The following is a 15,627-nucleotide window of genomic DNA, read 5'->3' as shown; positions in this document are numbered from 1 at the left end:
GACTATCGACTATCGACTATCGACTATCGACTATCGACTATCGACTATCGACTATCGACTATCGACTATCGACTATCATTTTAAATTTTTCAATATATTTTTTATAAATATTATTTTTTGCACCTGTAATATATCTTTTTTTATAATAAATTCATGTCTCGTATTATAGAGATATTCTAAAACAAAAATCACTAAAACCCTAATTTCATTTGTTTTAGAAAATTCCTGACAAATAACCTATAATACGAGGCACCTTTAGCCATATAGTCATAATTATTCATAAAATCTTTTACATAAAAATATGATTTTTGTTTTATTACTGTAATATTTTGGAAGGGAAATTTATTTCAAAAGAGGACAAAATGAAATCTATATTATTAACTTTTTTATCATGCTTATTTATTTTTGTTTCATGCGGTAATTCAAATAATGCCAAACAAGAAACAGCAACCGATAATAGTACAACAGAAATAACTCAATTACAGCTTAGCGAAAATGAAAAAGCAAATAATTATGAAGTTGTATATTTAGTGGCTGATACTGGAGAATATATCAACTCTGAAATAGCACAGAATGAAAGCGGCAATTTCGGAGTAGTATATTACAGAGACATCAATCAAAATCTAAACACATTCAATGTTACAAAAGCAGGGGAGCTTGATGAAGGAAGTATTTCAGCAACTTCTTATGACAATAAAACATTAGAAGGAAATTTCCCAAGTACTGCATATCCTTTCACTGCCAAAATAGATGGAAAAGAAATGACTTTCAAAACAGCAAAAACTCCTGTAACTGGTGCTAGAATAATTGAGTACACTTATTCAAATGTTTCTCCTGAATCATCAACTAATGGCCAAAGATTCTTCCAATTCAAAACAGCAATATTTGCTTTAAATAATGACAGCAAATCCGCTAACATAGATAAAATTAATTTAGACATAAATAAAGATTTTGGAATTACTGATGCAAGCACTTTCAATGATTTAACAAAATTATTAACAGCTCAAAGTTTGATAAGCAATAAAATGACTCCTATCTATGATGAGTGGGTAAAATCTGATTATATATCACATATAGAAAATTATTCTTCTCAATTCGGTATAGATTATTTAAGCGAAAAAGTTGTATCTATAAATAAAATGGTTTATGAATACACAGGCGGAGCTCATGGAAACTATGCTACAATAAATAGTGTATATTCATTGGAAACAGGAAATCAATTAAAAATAGCAGATTTAATAACAGACTTAAAAAATACTGATTTACTTAATTTAATAAAAGATAAACTTGTAAAAATAGAAGGTAGAGATGCTAATTCTTATTTCGGATTAGATGAACTTTCATTAGAAAACAACAATTTCTATTTGACATCAAAAGGTTTAGTATTTACTTGGGGAATATACGAAATAGGACCTTATGCTATTGGAGAAACTAGAGTATTAATGTCAGCAGAAGAAATTAAACCTTATTTGAAAGACGAATACAAGACTATATTTGAATAATAATTGTTTTAATATAGGAAAAATATAGAGGTGATTATTAATTTAATTACCTATTTTTTATTTAAAACACTTTACTATTTGTAAAAATGGTTTAATATATAAAAAACTTTTAGAGGTTATATATGGAAAAATTCGATGTTTGTGTAATTGGAATAGGTACAATAGGTTCATTTGCTTCATATTACTTATCGAAGTCAAATATAAAAACAGCGATGATTGATTTATATGCTCCTTCTCATGATCAAGGTTCATATCATGGTGATACTAGAATATTTAGAATAGCTTATGGAGAAGGAGAAAAATACATACCTATGCTCAAAAGAGCTTTTGATTTATGGGGAGAATTTGAATCAGAAACAAATACAAAAATGTTTGAAAGAATTGGAGTTATTAATATAGGTCATAAAGATTCTGAATTTATGATTAATACATTAAGTAGTGCCAAAAATTATAATTTAGACTGTGAAATCATAGATAAAAAAGAGATTGAAAAAAGATATAGTTTTTTTGTTCCAGAAGATTTTTTAGGTGTTTATGAAAGAAATACAGGCTATGTATATAGTGATAATTCAGTGATAACAGCGAGTAATGAAGCTGTAAAATTCGGAGCAAAAACTTTTTACGGAAGTGAAATAAAAGAGATAAAAAAAATAAATGACTCTTATATAATAATATCAAAAGACTATGAGTTTGAAACAAAAAAAATAGTTATATCAGCAGGAACTTACTCAGATGAAATATTGAATTTATTATTAAAAATTATGCCCTTACCTTGCATACCTGTATACAAAAAAAGAAAAATATTTTCTTGGTGGGAAAGCGATGTATATACTTATGATAAACTTCCTGCTTTTACATTTGAAATAGACGGAGATCATTATTATGGTTTTCCTAATGCGGGAGATGGTTTTAAAATAGGTAAAAACTTAACAGGACAATATTACAACAAAAGAGAAGAGAGGGTTGATTTTGGGGAGATAGAAGAGGATAAATATGAAATAGGTGAACATGCCAGAAAATTTATGCCTTATATAGGAAAATTCATAAAAGGTAAATCATGCAGTTATCCTATGAGTCCAGATGAAGATTTCATTATAGATTTTTTAAATAATGATATATTGTTTTTCGGAGGTATTAGTCATGGCTTCAAATTTGCACCTGTTTTAGGTGAAATTGCGGCAAAGGTTATTACAGACAAAAAATTCACATTAGATGAAAACTTTACGCTTAAAAGATTCAATTAATTTTGTGAGTAAAATAATATTTGAATAACAAAAATATTTATTTATAAAGTGTATAAGAGGGTAGTTATTAATATAATTATCCTCTTACTATTATAATAAATTATTCTTTTATATTATATACCTTTTTTATAGCTTTTATAATTTTTTCTGTCCTTTTTTCTATTGATTTTTTATCCCAATTAGATTTTAATTCCTTAGTTTTTTTATTAAAATAGTTATCAATAATTTCTTTTTGCTGCTCTAATTTAATATTATCATCTTGATTATTATAATATTCTAATTTTGTTTTAAAATCGCTATTACTTGCTCCTTTATTTTTATCTTCTCTCAAAAGCAAATAATTACCCAAACATCTTTGTAACATATATAATACATTTGTTTTATATTTATATACATTTATAAAACGGTTTCTAACATCATAGTATCCATAAAAATGTGGGTTAATATTTGGTTCTTCAATAGGTAAAATATGCTCTAAAGTAATTTTTTTCATTTTTTTATCATCATATCTCATATTATTTTTTTTTAATAAAGAATTTTCATATTTCCATAATAAAAATTTAGCTGTAGGATGTGATATTTCATTGTCAAGAAATTTTATAAATTCATTATTACTCCAAGTAAAATCTTTATTTTTAAATTGCTTATTAATATTTCTTATAATATCTTTTATAAAATTATAGCCATTGGCTAATAAACTTTGATATATCTCATCTAGTTTTACAGATAATCTTTTTCTTGTTGTAATAACTCTATTTCTAATCAATAAATTTTCTAATATTTCAATAAAATTCTTTTTGGTTTCTTTATCAATATTTTCTTTGTATTTGTATAAAAACGCAATAAAAGGATATATATCAACACTAATACCTAATGATATTATAGAATGTACATAAAAAAACTTACCGTCATCTTTAAAATTTGATAAATATTCCCCATTTTTAACTAATTCTTTTACAAAATCATTTATAAAATCAATTTTGTTGCCAATATTATACTTTTGAGTATTTTCATCATTTTTCAAACTCATAATTCTATTTGGAATATTATCATTATTATTTTCTTCTAAATATTTGCTTATATCATCTATACCTCTATATTTCAAATCATTAAAAAAAGTTTTTATAGTAATTTCAAGAAAATTATCTTCACTCAAAATATCTTCTATTTTTGCAATATTAGTAAAAATCTTTTTAAATTGCTCAGTTATCTCTTTTATATCTTCTTCTACTTTATTAGAATTTAAGTATATAGTATGCATAAATAATGATTTAAGTATATCTAAATTAGTTGGTCTTTTACCTCTATTATTCTCATATATAAACATTTGAACAGCTTCTTCCTGTTTATTAATAATATGTTCAGTACATGAAGCTTCCATAATAATATTAAATATATTGCTTATATAATTTTTATCCTGTTTTTTTAAAGCATTATTAAATATTTTGCAAGCATTATATATACGTTTTTGTGATAGAGTTTCAAAAGATTTAGATTTTCTATTTAGCTTAATTTCTCCTTTTATTATTCCTTTAAAAAATTTATTATCATAAGAAACTGTTGAAAATTTTTTTGATATAAAGTTATGTATATTTTTTAAATCTTCATTATCATCAAGCATATTATAAATACTAAATATTAATAGAACTATAGTAGTAAGTCTTTGCTGACCATCTATAATATAAAAATTACCATTTCTTTCTTCAAATAAAAAATGCCCTACATAATAATGACTTTCTTTTTCAGCATATTCTTCTATATCATACAAAAACTGACGTATTTGTTCCTCGTCCCAAGAATAGGATCTTTGATAATCTGGTATTTTTATTGTTTTTTTATTTTCTAATAATTTCTTGACTGTTTTAAATGTTTCTTCTAATAACATACTTAACCTCACAATATAATAATTATTATATTTCAAGTAATTAAATATACTTCCAAGTGTATCCTTTTTTCATCTCCAAAATATCTTCAACAGTACCTTTAGCAATTATCTCACCGCCGTTAGTTCCTCCTTCTAAACCTAAATCGATTATATAATCAGCAGCTTTTATAACATCAGGATTATGTTCTATTATTATAACACTATGTCCTTTTTCTACTAATTTATTTAAAGCTATAAGAAGTTTATTAACATCATCAAAATGAAGTCCTGTAGTAGGTTCATCTAAAATATAAACTATATGCTCATCGCCTTGTTTTTTTGCTAATTCTGTTGCAAGTTTCAAACGCTGCAATTCTCCGCCTGAGAAAGTATCAAGCCTTTGAGAGAGTTTTATATAACCAAGCCCAACCTCACTCATTATTGATAAAGTTTTTGTTATTGATTTGTCAAAGTCAAAAAACTCTATTGCCTCATCAACTGTAAGCTCTAATACTTCGGCTATGTTTAGAGATTTGAACCTTACGGATAAAGTTTCATTATTGTATCTTTTTCCTCCGCAAGCCTCACAAACTATTTCCATGTCGGATAAAAAGTGCATAGCTATTTTTCTTATACCTTTACCTTCGCATATATTGCATCTTCCTTCTTTTCCATTATATGAGAATCTTCCAGCTGCGAATGCTTTTGCTTTTGCTGCAGGAGTTTTTGCAAATATATTTCTAATTTTATCAAACACTTTACTATAGCTTACTAATGTGCTTCTAATAGAACCAACTATTGATATTTGGTCAACTAATATAGTGTCTGAAACAATGCTAGGTATTTCTGCACTTTCAAATTTAGAGTATTGATTGAGCCTGCGTTTTTTTAGAGCAGGGTAGAGTGTATCTATTATAAGTGATGATTTACCGCTTCCAGAAACTCCTGTAACAACCACTATTTTTTTTAACGGTATATCTACACTAATATTTTTTAAATTATTTGTAGAAACATTTTTTAATTTTATGCATTCAGTATCTTCATTTCTTACGGCAGTTTTATCAAATACTTTTTTTCTCTCGCTTAAATAATCTCCTGTAAGTGAATTATTGGCATTTAATATATCATCATATTTACCTTCAAAAACTACTTCGCCTCCAAAAGCACCAGCAAAAGGTCCCATATCTATAATATTGTCCGCTGCTTTCATAGTATCTCTGTCATGCTCTACTATTACAAGAGTATTTTTTAAATCTCTCAATTCCTTTAATGTATCAAGCAAATGATTGGTATCTCTTGGGTGAAGTCCTACAGTAGGCTCATCTAATACATAAAGCACACCTGTAAGTTTAGAGCCTAACTGACTGGCAAGCCTTATTCTCTGAGCCTCTCCTCCTGAAAGCGTAGCGTATTTTCTGCCTAATGATAAATAATTTAATCCTACTTTATCCAAAAAGCTAAGCCTTGTATTTATTTCTTTAACAGCTTCTTTTGATATTGTATTTTCTCTCTCTGTTAAAAGTTTAGGAAGTTCATCAAAGAAATTAATTGCTCCTTCAACAGTCATAGCACATACTTGGCTTATATTTTTATCTTGTATAGTATATGCTCTCATTACTTCATTTAATCTTTCTCCATGACAAGAATTGCATTCCTCATCTACAAAAAATTTACCAAGCGATTTATCTTTCCACTCTGAATAATCTTCGCTTGTAACATCATTATTAGAATGCCAAGCAGTGATAACATTTCCTATAGCATAATCACCGCCGAAAAATACAGTATCTATAACTTTTTTATCAAGTTCATTAAAAGGAGTTTGGTATAAATCTTTTTTTGTTATACCATTTCTTTTTAATAATCTGAATAATGAATCTGTATAATGCTTGCCATGAGTAGAAAACATATTATGAAGAGCGGTATCTAATGCCCCGTCAAACAAAGGTTTTGTACTGTCTTTTATTGCCAAATCTATGCTGAATGTAGGTTTACTTCCAAGCCCTTTGCACTCCTCACAATATCCCCAATGGGAATTAAATGAAAAATGTCTAGGAGTAACTTCAAAATCAAACAATATACCATGAAGAAGGCATGCTGGAAACTTTGTATGGAAACTTTCCTTTATTATTATACCATGTGAAGCCTTTATATGCACAACTCCGTTTGATAAATCCATCGCCCTTTCAATAGCATCGGCAATCCTAGCCCTTTTATCTTTTCCAACAACTATCCTATCAATAACTATACCTACAGAATATATCTCTTCTTTTGATAGAGAATCAATTTCTTCTTCTGTGATATCATCTATAACATAATCATTATTATTAATCTGCATTCTCACATATCCGGCTTCTCTTGTTTTTTCTATAATTTTTTTAATATCTTTTGCATCATTATCATCAAAAGTAAATCTATGATTAAATGAGCTATGATATAAAGGAGAAATTATTATAAGTTTATGCAGGTCCATAGTATCAATAATTTCAGTTGCAAGTATTGAAGGAGTTTCAGCTTTTAGAGTATCTTTATCGCTGCAATGGGGGCAATGAGGTTTTGACACTCTTGCAAAAATTAGTCTGAAATAGTCATAAATCTCTGTAACTGTTGCAACAGTAGAACGAGGATTTCTGCTTACATTCTTTTGATCTATTGCTATAGCGGGAGCAAGTCCTTCTATCTTTTCAACATTAGCATCTTCAAATCTTCCTAAAAATCTTCTTGCATAAGTAGAAAGTGATTCAACAAATCTTCTCTGACCCTCTTTAAATATAGTATCAAATGCAAGAGAAGTTTTTCCGCTTCCAGATACTCCTGTTATAACATTAATTTTATTTTTTGGTAATATTAAACTGATATTTTTAAGATTATGTTTATTAGCACCTTTTATAATAAGAGAAGTATTTTCTTCTTTTTTTGCTTCTTCTGTTTTTGTAATTTCTTTTTTCTTTTTTGAAGGCTTTAATATTTCTTTAAGTTCTTTTGCCGTTAGTGATTCTTTTACTTTTATAATATCCTCTGGCTTTCCTTGAGCAACAACTCTGCCTCCTTTATCTCCGCTTAAAGGTCCCATATCTATAATATAATCAGCACATTTAATAACGTCCAAATTATGCTCTACAACTAAAACAGTATTTCCTTTCTCAACAAGTCCGTCTAATGCTTTTAATAATTTTTTTATATCCTCAAAATGAAGTCCTGTAGTAGGCTCATCTAATATATATAAAGTATTTCCTGTAGATATTTTATGAAGTTCGCTTGCTAGCTTTATTCTCTGAGCCTCTCCTCCAGATAAAGTTGTAGAAGGCTGTCCCAATTTTATATAACCAAGTCCTATATCTTCCATTATTTTTAATATTCTTGTTATTGAAGTTATACCGTCAAAAAACTTAATAGCCTCTGAAACACTCATTTCAAGAACATCGTATATAGTTTTGTCTTTGTATTTAACATCTAAAGTTTCTGCATTAAATCTTTTACCTCCGCATTCCTCGCAAGGCACTAATACATTCGATAAAAACTGCATCTCTAGCTCTATAACTCCAGCACCCTCGCATGTAGGACATCTTCCTGTTTTTACATTAAATGAAAATCTTCCTTTATCATATCCCCTCATTTTTGCAAGTTTAGTAGCTGCAAATAAATCCCTTATAGGTGATAAAACTTTTGTATAAGTTGCAGGATTGCTTCTTGGTGTTCTCCCGATTGGCGACTGATCAACTTCTATAACCTTGTCTATATTTTCAAGCCCTTCTATTTTTTCATGACTGCCTGCTGTTAAAGTTTTTCCATAAAAATGATTATGCAAAGCACGCATTAAAATATTTTCAACTAAAGTAGATTTACCGCTTCCAGAAAGTCCTGTTACTACAATAAATAATCCCAAAGGAAACTCTACATCTATATTTTTAAGATTAAATTGATTAGCACCTATTACTTTTAAAAACTTTCCGTTTCCTTCTCTTCTTGTTTTTGGTATTTCTATATCATCATCGCCTCGTAAATATTTAGCAGTGTAAGATTTATCTGATTTTATAAACTCTTCATAATCACCAATACCTACAACTTCTCCTCCATTAACTCCAGCATTAGGACCTATATCAATTAAGAAGTCGGACTCCTCCATAGTTTCTTTGTCATGCTCTACAACTATAACAGTATTATTTTTATCTCTTAATGTTTTTAATGATTCTATTAATTTTTTATTGTCAGACTGATGAAGTCCTATTGAAGGCTCATCAAGTACATATAATACGCCTTCAAGTCCGCTTCCTATTTGAGATGCTAATCTTATTCTTTGAGATTCTCCGCCTGAAAGAGTAGGGGAGGAACGCTCTACTGTTAAATATGTTAATCCCACTTTCACCAAAAATGTTAATCTGTAAATAATTTCTTTTACTATGGGAGCACCGATTATCTCTTCATTAGGTTTTAATTTTAATTTAGTAAAATAATCGTATAAATCTTCTATAGTCATTGAAGAAAAATCAGCTATAGTTTTGCCATTAAATTTCACTGATAATGCATCTTCATTGATTCTTTTACCCTTGCATTTGGGACATTCAACTTCGTCCATAAAATTAGCATAATAACTGTTTTTATAAGTTTCATAATCATATTTTAATCTGTCTAAAATACCCGGTACTCTATCTTCTACAAGTTTGCTATGATACCAGAATCTTTTTCTCCATTTTACTTCTTTATCGGTACCGTAAAGCAAATATTTTTTTTCTGTTTTAGTTAAATCTTTCCAAGGCTTTTTTAAATCTATTTTATAAGTCTTAGCAATAACTTCTAATTCATCAATACCGTATTCCATGTCAAAACCTATATGATCATCTACAATACATGATAAAGCCCCGTCATAAATATTTAAATTTTCATCTCTTACAATATGCTTCTCTGTAAATACATGCTCAACCCCAAGACCTCCGCAAACAGTACATGCTCCCATAGGATTATTAAATGAAAATAAATTAGGTTCAATATCAGCAATAGAGTGTCCGCAGTTAGCACAAGACCTTTCTGTAGTATAGAGTTTATAATATTTATCTATTTCAAACTGCTTACTCATTTTTATCTTTTTCTTTTTTGTTTTTGTATCAGCTTCATTTGATTCAGTATTTCCTATATCATTATTAACTTCAATTGCCTCATTACTTTTTTCATGCTCTTCATAAAATGCTACCAATCCCTTTGTTATTCTTATAGCTCTTTCTATATCATCAGTAATTCTTGACAAGTATTTATCTTCAACTTTTATTCTGTCAATAACTATTTCTAAAGTATGCTTTTCATATCTTTTAAGCTCTGGTATTTCATCTTCATCAAATTTATAAACTATATTATCAATTCTTATTCTAGGGTATCCTGCAAGTTTTACTTCTTCAATTTCTTTTCTATACTCTCCCTTTCTATCTCTTACAATAGGGGCAAGCACTAAAATTCTTTTTTCTGCAAACTCTCTCAAAACACTTTGTGCAATTTGGTCTTCGCTTTGCTTAGATATTTTATGTCCGCATTTAGAGCAATAAGGAACTCCAAGTCTTGCAAATAATAATCTAAAAAAGTCATAAATTTCTGTAACAGTACCTACAGTAGAACGAGGATTTTTATTTACGCTTTTTTGGTCTATAGAAATAGTAGGGGATAGTCCTTCTATATGTTCAACATCAGCCTTAGCCATAACACCTAAAAACTGTCTTGCATAAGCTGATAATGATTCTAAATATCTTCTCTGTCCCTCTTTAAAAATAGTATCGAATGCTAGAGAACTTTTTCCGCTTCCTGATACTCCTGTTAAAGTGGTTAAGGTTTTATGAGGTATTGAAAGTGATACATTTTTAAGGTTATGCTCTTTAGCACCTCTTATTTCTATAGAATTATTAGCCATAAAAAATCCTTACAAAAAAGTTAAAATATTATAACATAAATTCTATATAAAAAAAGGTTTTACTGGTATTAAATATTAATAAATAAATAATATTAAAAAAGATACCGCAGATTATACGATATCTTTTATTTTTTATTATTTTTGATAAATTAAAATTCTATATGTATATTAAAATATTTAGCCCATTTTCTTTCTGAAGCTCCATTTTTATTGAAATCTATACCCAAACCCACTTTTATATAATTAGGAACGGCACTTCCATCAAAAGCAGCTTTAATAGAAGTATATTCTTCATGTACATTTTTACTATATTCTAAACTAACTTCTTCCTGATTAAAAACCCCTTCTAAATGACCATCAATTAAAAAACGGTCAATATACGGCTGTATAAAATTAATCTCATAAAGATTTATTTTTTCATCCTCAATCCATTTCTTAAAATCTTCTTTTGAAAGACAAGATTTACCCTTTATATTGGCAGCATACTTATATGACTTTTTCATCTTATTATCAGAATTATCATTTTTACCATGATTAAAACCTACATTGCCTCCGTAACCGAGTATATCAGCATCAATATTAGATTTAAAAGATTTGCTATTTTCACTTACTTTAGTTTCCTTTGTATCAGAAATTATAGAAACTGACTGAGCTCCCATATTAAAAGCTATCTGAGTTATTATAGAACTTAAATCTTTTTCATAACATTCATTAAAAGATTCTAACGGATAGAAAACATTTTCATATAATTTACTTTCAACAAAATACCCTTTCTTATCTATTAGAGGATAAGGTTTATCATGTAAAGTTTTAACATAAATATTTTTTAACTCTTCACTGCCAAGCTCACATACCTGAAAATGACCTTTTACAGCAGATGTTTTGACGGGATTTCTTTCCATACTAAATTTTGTTTGCTCGTCCACTATTAATAATTTATCTTTATCAAACATATTATCACCTCAATATAGTTAATTAAAAATCCTCTTCTGATTTATTTTCATTTAGAGATTTAATAATGAATATGGCTCCCAAACTAACTAAACCTACTCCAACAGCACATAAAATAACATTACTATTTACTTTAATATCAAAATCACTATTGCTAAAACTACTACTATCAAAGCTATCAGCATAAGTTTTTGAGTTTTTTTTTTATCAAATGTATTCTTTAATTTTAAAAAGCTGTCATAATTAAGCCCTATAGTTTCTACAGTCTTTTTTATCATTTCATCAGATGCTTCTTTGTCCCATACAATATAAACTATTCTATTTCTTCCTGCCTGATCTTTTTCAGGATGTTTCATTCTGCAAAGAATCTCATTTTCATTAATTTGAAAAATATCATCTTTGACATAACTTTTATGCGGTAATCTTTCAAGCAGACAATTCCATTTTTTTTGTACTTCAATATCATCTACATTTAATGGTATACCATTTTCAACTAATTCATTTTTACCTGCATTTTTACTTTCAACTGATGCAATTACCATATACTCCTCCTTAAATTTTAAATATATATTTTATCAAATCCTCTCTTGGATTTTTAGATAATTCAAATATTTTACAATTAGAGCCAAAAGATTTTACCTCATTTTCTATATCTTCTTTATTATTTACTTCATCTCCTCTGGTACCTATAGTTAATAAAATAATATTTCTTTCCATACAATCATTAATACTATCTTTTATATCTAATTTTACTACATTATCATTTGAATAAAATTTTCTTGAATCAAATACATAGCATCTTATATCATGATGTAGAGATTTAGCTTCCTCTGTATCTTTCAACGAACTTTCACTGCCTGTTGTATTAATAATTTTTATCTTTATCTTTTTCGTTTTAGTTTTCACTTTAGCCATTATAGTTTCATAATTAAGTATTACATTATGTTCTTTAAGAAATCCATCTCCTTTTAATACATGAAATAATGTGTCTTTTCCTGCTTCTTTTTCTCCTATCAATAAAATAGTTAAATCTGCTGGGGCATTCTTATCAACTTGATAAAATACAATACCTCCTACTCCAATCAACGCTAAAGCTCCTCCAATTGCAATACCAACTATTGCTATTACTGGTAACGGCATAAATAAACTCCAAAATAAATTCCTATAATTAATTATTATAGGAAAAAAACATAAAAGTCAAGTGTTTTTATAAAAACTAATATGTTTATACACATAAAAAAAGATCTGTTTAAAAAATAACACTTACAGAAAATATTAATTTAAATACAAATTAGATAAATATATTAACCGCACGCAGAATGAAGCTAAAAAATAAAACTGATTTATAATTCAAATTTCACAAAAATAAAATAATTAACTAACCGTGCGTTAATGAGATTATTAATATAATTCAAAGCTAGGGCGGGAGCTAATAATTTATAATCAAACAGTAAATATAATTTTAATTAAAATTGAAAAACAAAATTACAAAATCTAATGGGCGGGGTATGTTAATAAAATTTTATATGGCAATAAAAAAGATACCATAAAAATATGATATCTTCTTTATAATCTTAATCATAATAAATACTATTTTGTGAACTTAAAGAAAGACATAGCATCTTCTATACTATCAGCATTCTGCTTCAATGATTCGGATAAAGTATTCAATGAATCAATAAACTCCTCATTAGCCTTTGTTGTATTTTCTATATGGGACATGTTTTCATTAATCTTATTAATACCTAATTCCTGTTCTTTTAATGATATAGAAAAATCATTTATTATTTTTGAAGTTTCTTCTATTTTAATTTTAATATCTTCAAAAAGTTTTTTAGACTCTATTGATGACTTTTCAGATTTTTTTATTTTTTCATTACTTTCATTAATTAAATCTATTATAGATTTAACAGAAACGGAAGAAGTCTGAGCCAGATTTCTAACTTCAGATGCCACAACAGCAAAACCTTTACCCTGTTCTCCAGCTCTTGCTGCTTCAACTGATGCATTTAAAGCCAAAAGTCCAGTCTGCATAGATATGTCTTCGATAGACTTAGTTATACTACCAATCTTAGAAGAAACCTCTGATACAAGCCTTGCCATTTCTGCAGTTTCTATTATACTAGTGTATGCATTTTCTACTATAACTTTAGCTTCATTCATCATTTCATTTATCTTTTCAGCATTGGCAGTTGTTTGCTGTATTGTTGATGTTATTTCTTCTGTAGAACTTGCAACAGATGCTATATCAGATACGCTTTGTTCTGTTCTTTCCAAAAGTGTAGAACTGCCGTAAGACATTTGATGAACATTTTCTTTAGTTTCATTTATATTATTTTCAGCAATATAAAGCATCTCCCTTATAGAATGCTTCATTTTACTGAAACTTCCAATTAAAGCTCCAACCTCATCTTTCCTTTCTAATCTATGATCTATTGTACCAAGAAGTATATATCCGTCTGCCATTCTAGCAGCTTCATCAGCAAGCATGTTAAGAGGGGAAAGCATAATTTTACTGTAAAATACAAAAAATAAAATTGTAAATGCAAGTATCACAATAGAAATTATTATACTCACAAAAAGTAACTTATGTATGTCTTTAAATGTTACAGCTTCTGTAGAGCTTGCTATTAAATACCAGCTTGTATTATCTATAGGTTTATAAGATGCTATAAATTTTTCTCCCTTATCATCTTCATAATGATATATTCCAGATTTTGTATTTAATATATGCTGGAAAAAAGCATCTTCTTTAGGTCTTATAGTATTTCTCTTTCTCTCATAAGTAGCACCTCCTGAATCAGAACCTATATCACTTTCATATATATAAAGTCTGTTAGTATCAGTATGTGCTATTATGTTTCTGTTTTTATCAATTATTCCTATAGTTCCAACTTCTCCTATCTTAGCCTTAGTTATATACTCATCCAAAAATTTTCCCCAATTAATAGCAGTAGTTAAAACGCCTAATACTTTTCCATTTTCATCTTTTATACCTTTCCAAACAACATATATAGGATGCATATAATCATAAAATAAAGGCTGAACTAAATCCCTTCCTCCAAAATTATAGCCTGTACTTTCAAATCTTTTCCAGTCTTCAGAATTTTTACCATAGTTAATATTTGACAGCACTCCGTCAAGTGAATCTAAATATACTGATGAATTAAAATCAGCTATTGAATAATCATAAAAAATTGCTGTATTCGTAACTTCTCTAGTAAATCTTTTCAATGATTCTTCAGCCAATAATCTATTTTCGGGAGTAGGGTTCTTCAAGAAATTTACTATATTGGTATCCTGAGCATATAAATCCATTACAAGATTTTTTTCTTCAAAATATAAACTAACCATATCAGAGTACGAATTTACTGCGGTATCAAGTACCTTTTTAGCCATATTTTCTACAGACTTAGTAGATAAAGCCATAATAATGCTTATTAATAATATTAAAGATATAACTAATATTATAGATATAACGAAAGGTATTTTAAAAGATAAACTATGCAATTTCATAATAAATCCTAAATAGTTTTTATATACAATTTATTATATTGTATAATGCAGTGTTTTTCAAGAAAATAAAAAAATAATATCATAAATACATAATTAATATACATTTTTTCATATAATTCTAAAAACTTATCAATACATACGCATATATTTTACTCATGCATAATAACTTCTATTCATATCATACAGAATAATATATAAAATAACTATAAAAATATATGTATCATTTTATAGCTTATATATGCAAATATTTTATATTGAAAAATATAAAAAAATATATTATAATATAGATATATTAAAAATTAGGATAATTAATGACATTAACAAATGTAGTTACAATCAAAAGTAAAAACGGTATGCATCTAAGACCTGCAGGCGTTTTATCACAAATTTCAAGTAAAAGCGATTATTCAAATATAGGTATATTCCTGCTTTATAATGGTGTTAGAGCTGATGCCAAAAGTGTATTCAATATAATGGGGCTTGGAGCATTTCAGGGTGCCAATCTCATATTAGAAATAGAATACGAAGACGGCATGCTTGAAACAGCTAAAGAGGCAGAAAAAGAATTAATAGAATTCTTTGAAGAAGGATATATTCACGCAGAAGTTCCAGAAGAAGACTAAATAAATAATCTAATATCATATTATATGAATAAAAACA

Annotated in this window: 9 protein-coding genes; 3 read left to right on the top strand and 6 right to left on the bottom strand. The window is 27.7% G+C overall.

The genetic code is table 11. The annotated features are described in order from the left end of the window. Nucleotides 1–362 precede the first annotated feature (362 nt). Both Q0J69_RS12800 and solA read left to right on the top strand, forming a co-directional pair. Nucleotides 363–1,502: an RsiV family protein gene (locus Q0J69_RS12800; protein ID WP_297208159.1), complete on the top strand. Its 1,140-nt coding sequence runs from the start codon at nt 363–365 to the stop codon at nt 1,500–1,502. Between the two features lie 122 nt (nt 1,503–1,624). Then, the gene (gene solA / locus Q0J69_RS12795; protein ID WP_297208157.1) at nt 1,625–2,746 is read left to right on the top strand and encodes an N-methyl-L-tryptophan oxidase; all 1,122 of its coding nucleotides are present in this window, start codon (nt 1,625–1,627) and stop codon (nt 2,744–2,746) included. Nucleotides 2,747–2,846: 100 nt separating this feature from the next. Here the strand turns inward: solA and Q0J69_RS12790 are convergent, their stop codons facing one another. The 6 genes from Q0J69_RS12790 to Q0J69_RS12765 all read right to left on the bottom strand — a co-directional run bounded on the left by Q0J69_RS12790 (nt 2,847) and on the right by Q0J69_RS12765 (nt 14,967). Then, nucleotides 2,847–4,631 (bottom strand): DUF262 domain-containing protein, encoded by a 1,785-nt coding sequence (locus tag Q0J69_RS12790; RefSeq protein WP_297208155.1) that lies wholly within the window; start codon nt 4,629–4,631, stop codon nt 2,847–2,849. Nucleotides 4,632–4,671: 40 nt separating this feature from the next. Further along, nucleotides 4,672–10,500 carry an excinuclease ABC subunit UvrA gene (gene uvrA / locus Q0J69_RS12785; protein ID WP_297208154.1) on the bottom strand — a complete coding sequence of 1,943 codons (5,829 nt, stop codon included), beginning with the start codon at nt 10,498–10,500 and terminating at the stop codon, nt 4,672–4,674. 149 nt (nt 10,501–10,649) lie between these two features. Continuing rightward, nucleotides 10,650–11,453 (bottom strand): hypothetical protein, encoded by an 804-nt coding sequence (locus Q0J69_RS12780; protein ID WP_297208152.1) that lies wholly within the window; start codon nt 11,451–11,453, stop codon nt 10,650–10,652. A 126-nt stretch (nt 11,454–11,579) separates the two neighbouring features. Continuing rightward, nucleotides 11,580–11,993 (bottom strand): hypothetical protein, encoded by a 414-nt coding sequence (locus Q0J69_RS12775; protein ID WP_297208151.1) that lies wholly within the window; start codon nt 11,991–11,993, stop codon nt 11,580–11,582. 10 nt (nt 11,994–12,003) lie between these two features. After that, on the bottom strand, nt 12,004–12,591 hold the full coding sequence (locus tag Q0J69_RS12770) for a hypothetical protein (RefSeq protein ID WP_297208150.1): 588 nt from the start codon (nt 12,589–12,591) through the stop codon (nt 12,004–12,006). 450 nt (nt 12,592–13,041) lie between these two features. Further along, entirely contained in the window at nt 13,042–14,967 is a 1,926-nt protein-coding gene (locus Q0J69_RS12765; RefSeq protein ID WP_297208149.1) for a methyl-accepting chemotaxis protein, read from the bottom strand. Nucleotides 14,968–15,278: 311 nt separating this feature from the next. On the opposite strand from Q0J69_RS12765, the gene Q0J69_RS12760 reads away from it, so the two are divergent. Further along, the gene (locus Q0J69_RS12760; RefSeq protein WP_297208148.1) at nt 15,279–15,590 is read left to right on the top strand and encodes an HPr family phosphocarrier protein; all 312 of its coding nucleotides are present in this window, start codon (nt 15,279–15,281) and stop codon (nt 15,588–15,590) included. Nucleotides 15,591–15,627 lie beyond the last annotated feature (37 nt).

The sequence above is a fragment of the uncultured Brachyspira sp. genome (assembly GCF_944388875.1).
Classification (GTDB): domain Bacteria; phylum Spirochaetota; class Brachyspiria; order Brachyspirales; family Brachyspiraceae; genus Brachyspira.
This window is presented reverse-complemented; position numbering and strand designations above follow the sequence as displayed.

Coding starts and splice junctions, on each gene's coding strand:
- Q0J69_RS12800 (WP_297208159.1), top strand. CDS start 363: ATGAAATCTATATTATTAACTTTTTTATCATGCTTATTTATTTTTGTT.
- solA (WP_297208157.1), top strand. CDS start 1,625: ATGGAAAAATTCGATGTTTGTGTAATTGGAATAGGTACAATAGGTTCA.
- Q0J69_RS12790 (WP_297208155.1), bottom strand. CDS start 4,631: ATGTTATTAGAAGAAACATTTAAAACAGTCAAGAAATTATTAGAAAAT.
- uvrA (WP_297208154.1), bottom strand. CDS start 10,500: ATGGCTAATAATTCTATAGAAATAAGAGGTGCTAAAGAGCATAACCTT.
- Q0J69_RS12780 (WP_297208152.1), bottom strand. CDS start 11,453: ATGTTTGATAAAGATAAATTATTAATAGTGGACGAGCAAACAAAATTT.
- Q0J69_RS12775 (WP_297208151.1), bottom strand. CDS start 11,993: ATGGTAATTGCATCAGTTGAAAGTAAAAATGCAGGTAAAAATGAATTA.
- Q0J69_RS12770 (WP_297208150.1), bottom strand. CDS start 12,591: ATGCCGTTACCAGTAATAGCAATAGTTGGTATTGCAATTGGAGGAGCT.
- Q0J69_RS12765 (WP_297208149.1), bottom strand. CDS start 14,967: ATGAAATTGCATAGTTTATCTTTTAAAATACCTTTCGTTATATCTATA.
- Q0J69_RS12760 (WP_297208148.1), top strand. CDS start 15,279: ATGACATTAACAAATGTAGTTACAATCAAAAGTAAAAACGGTATGCAT.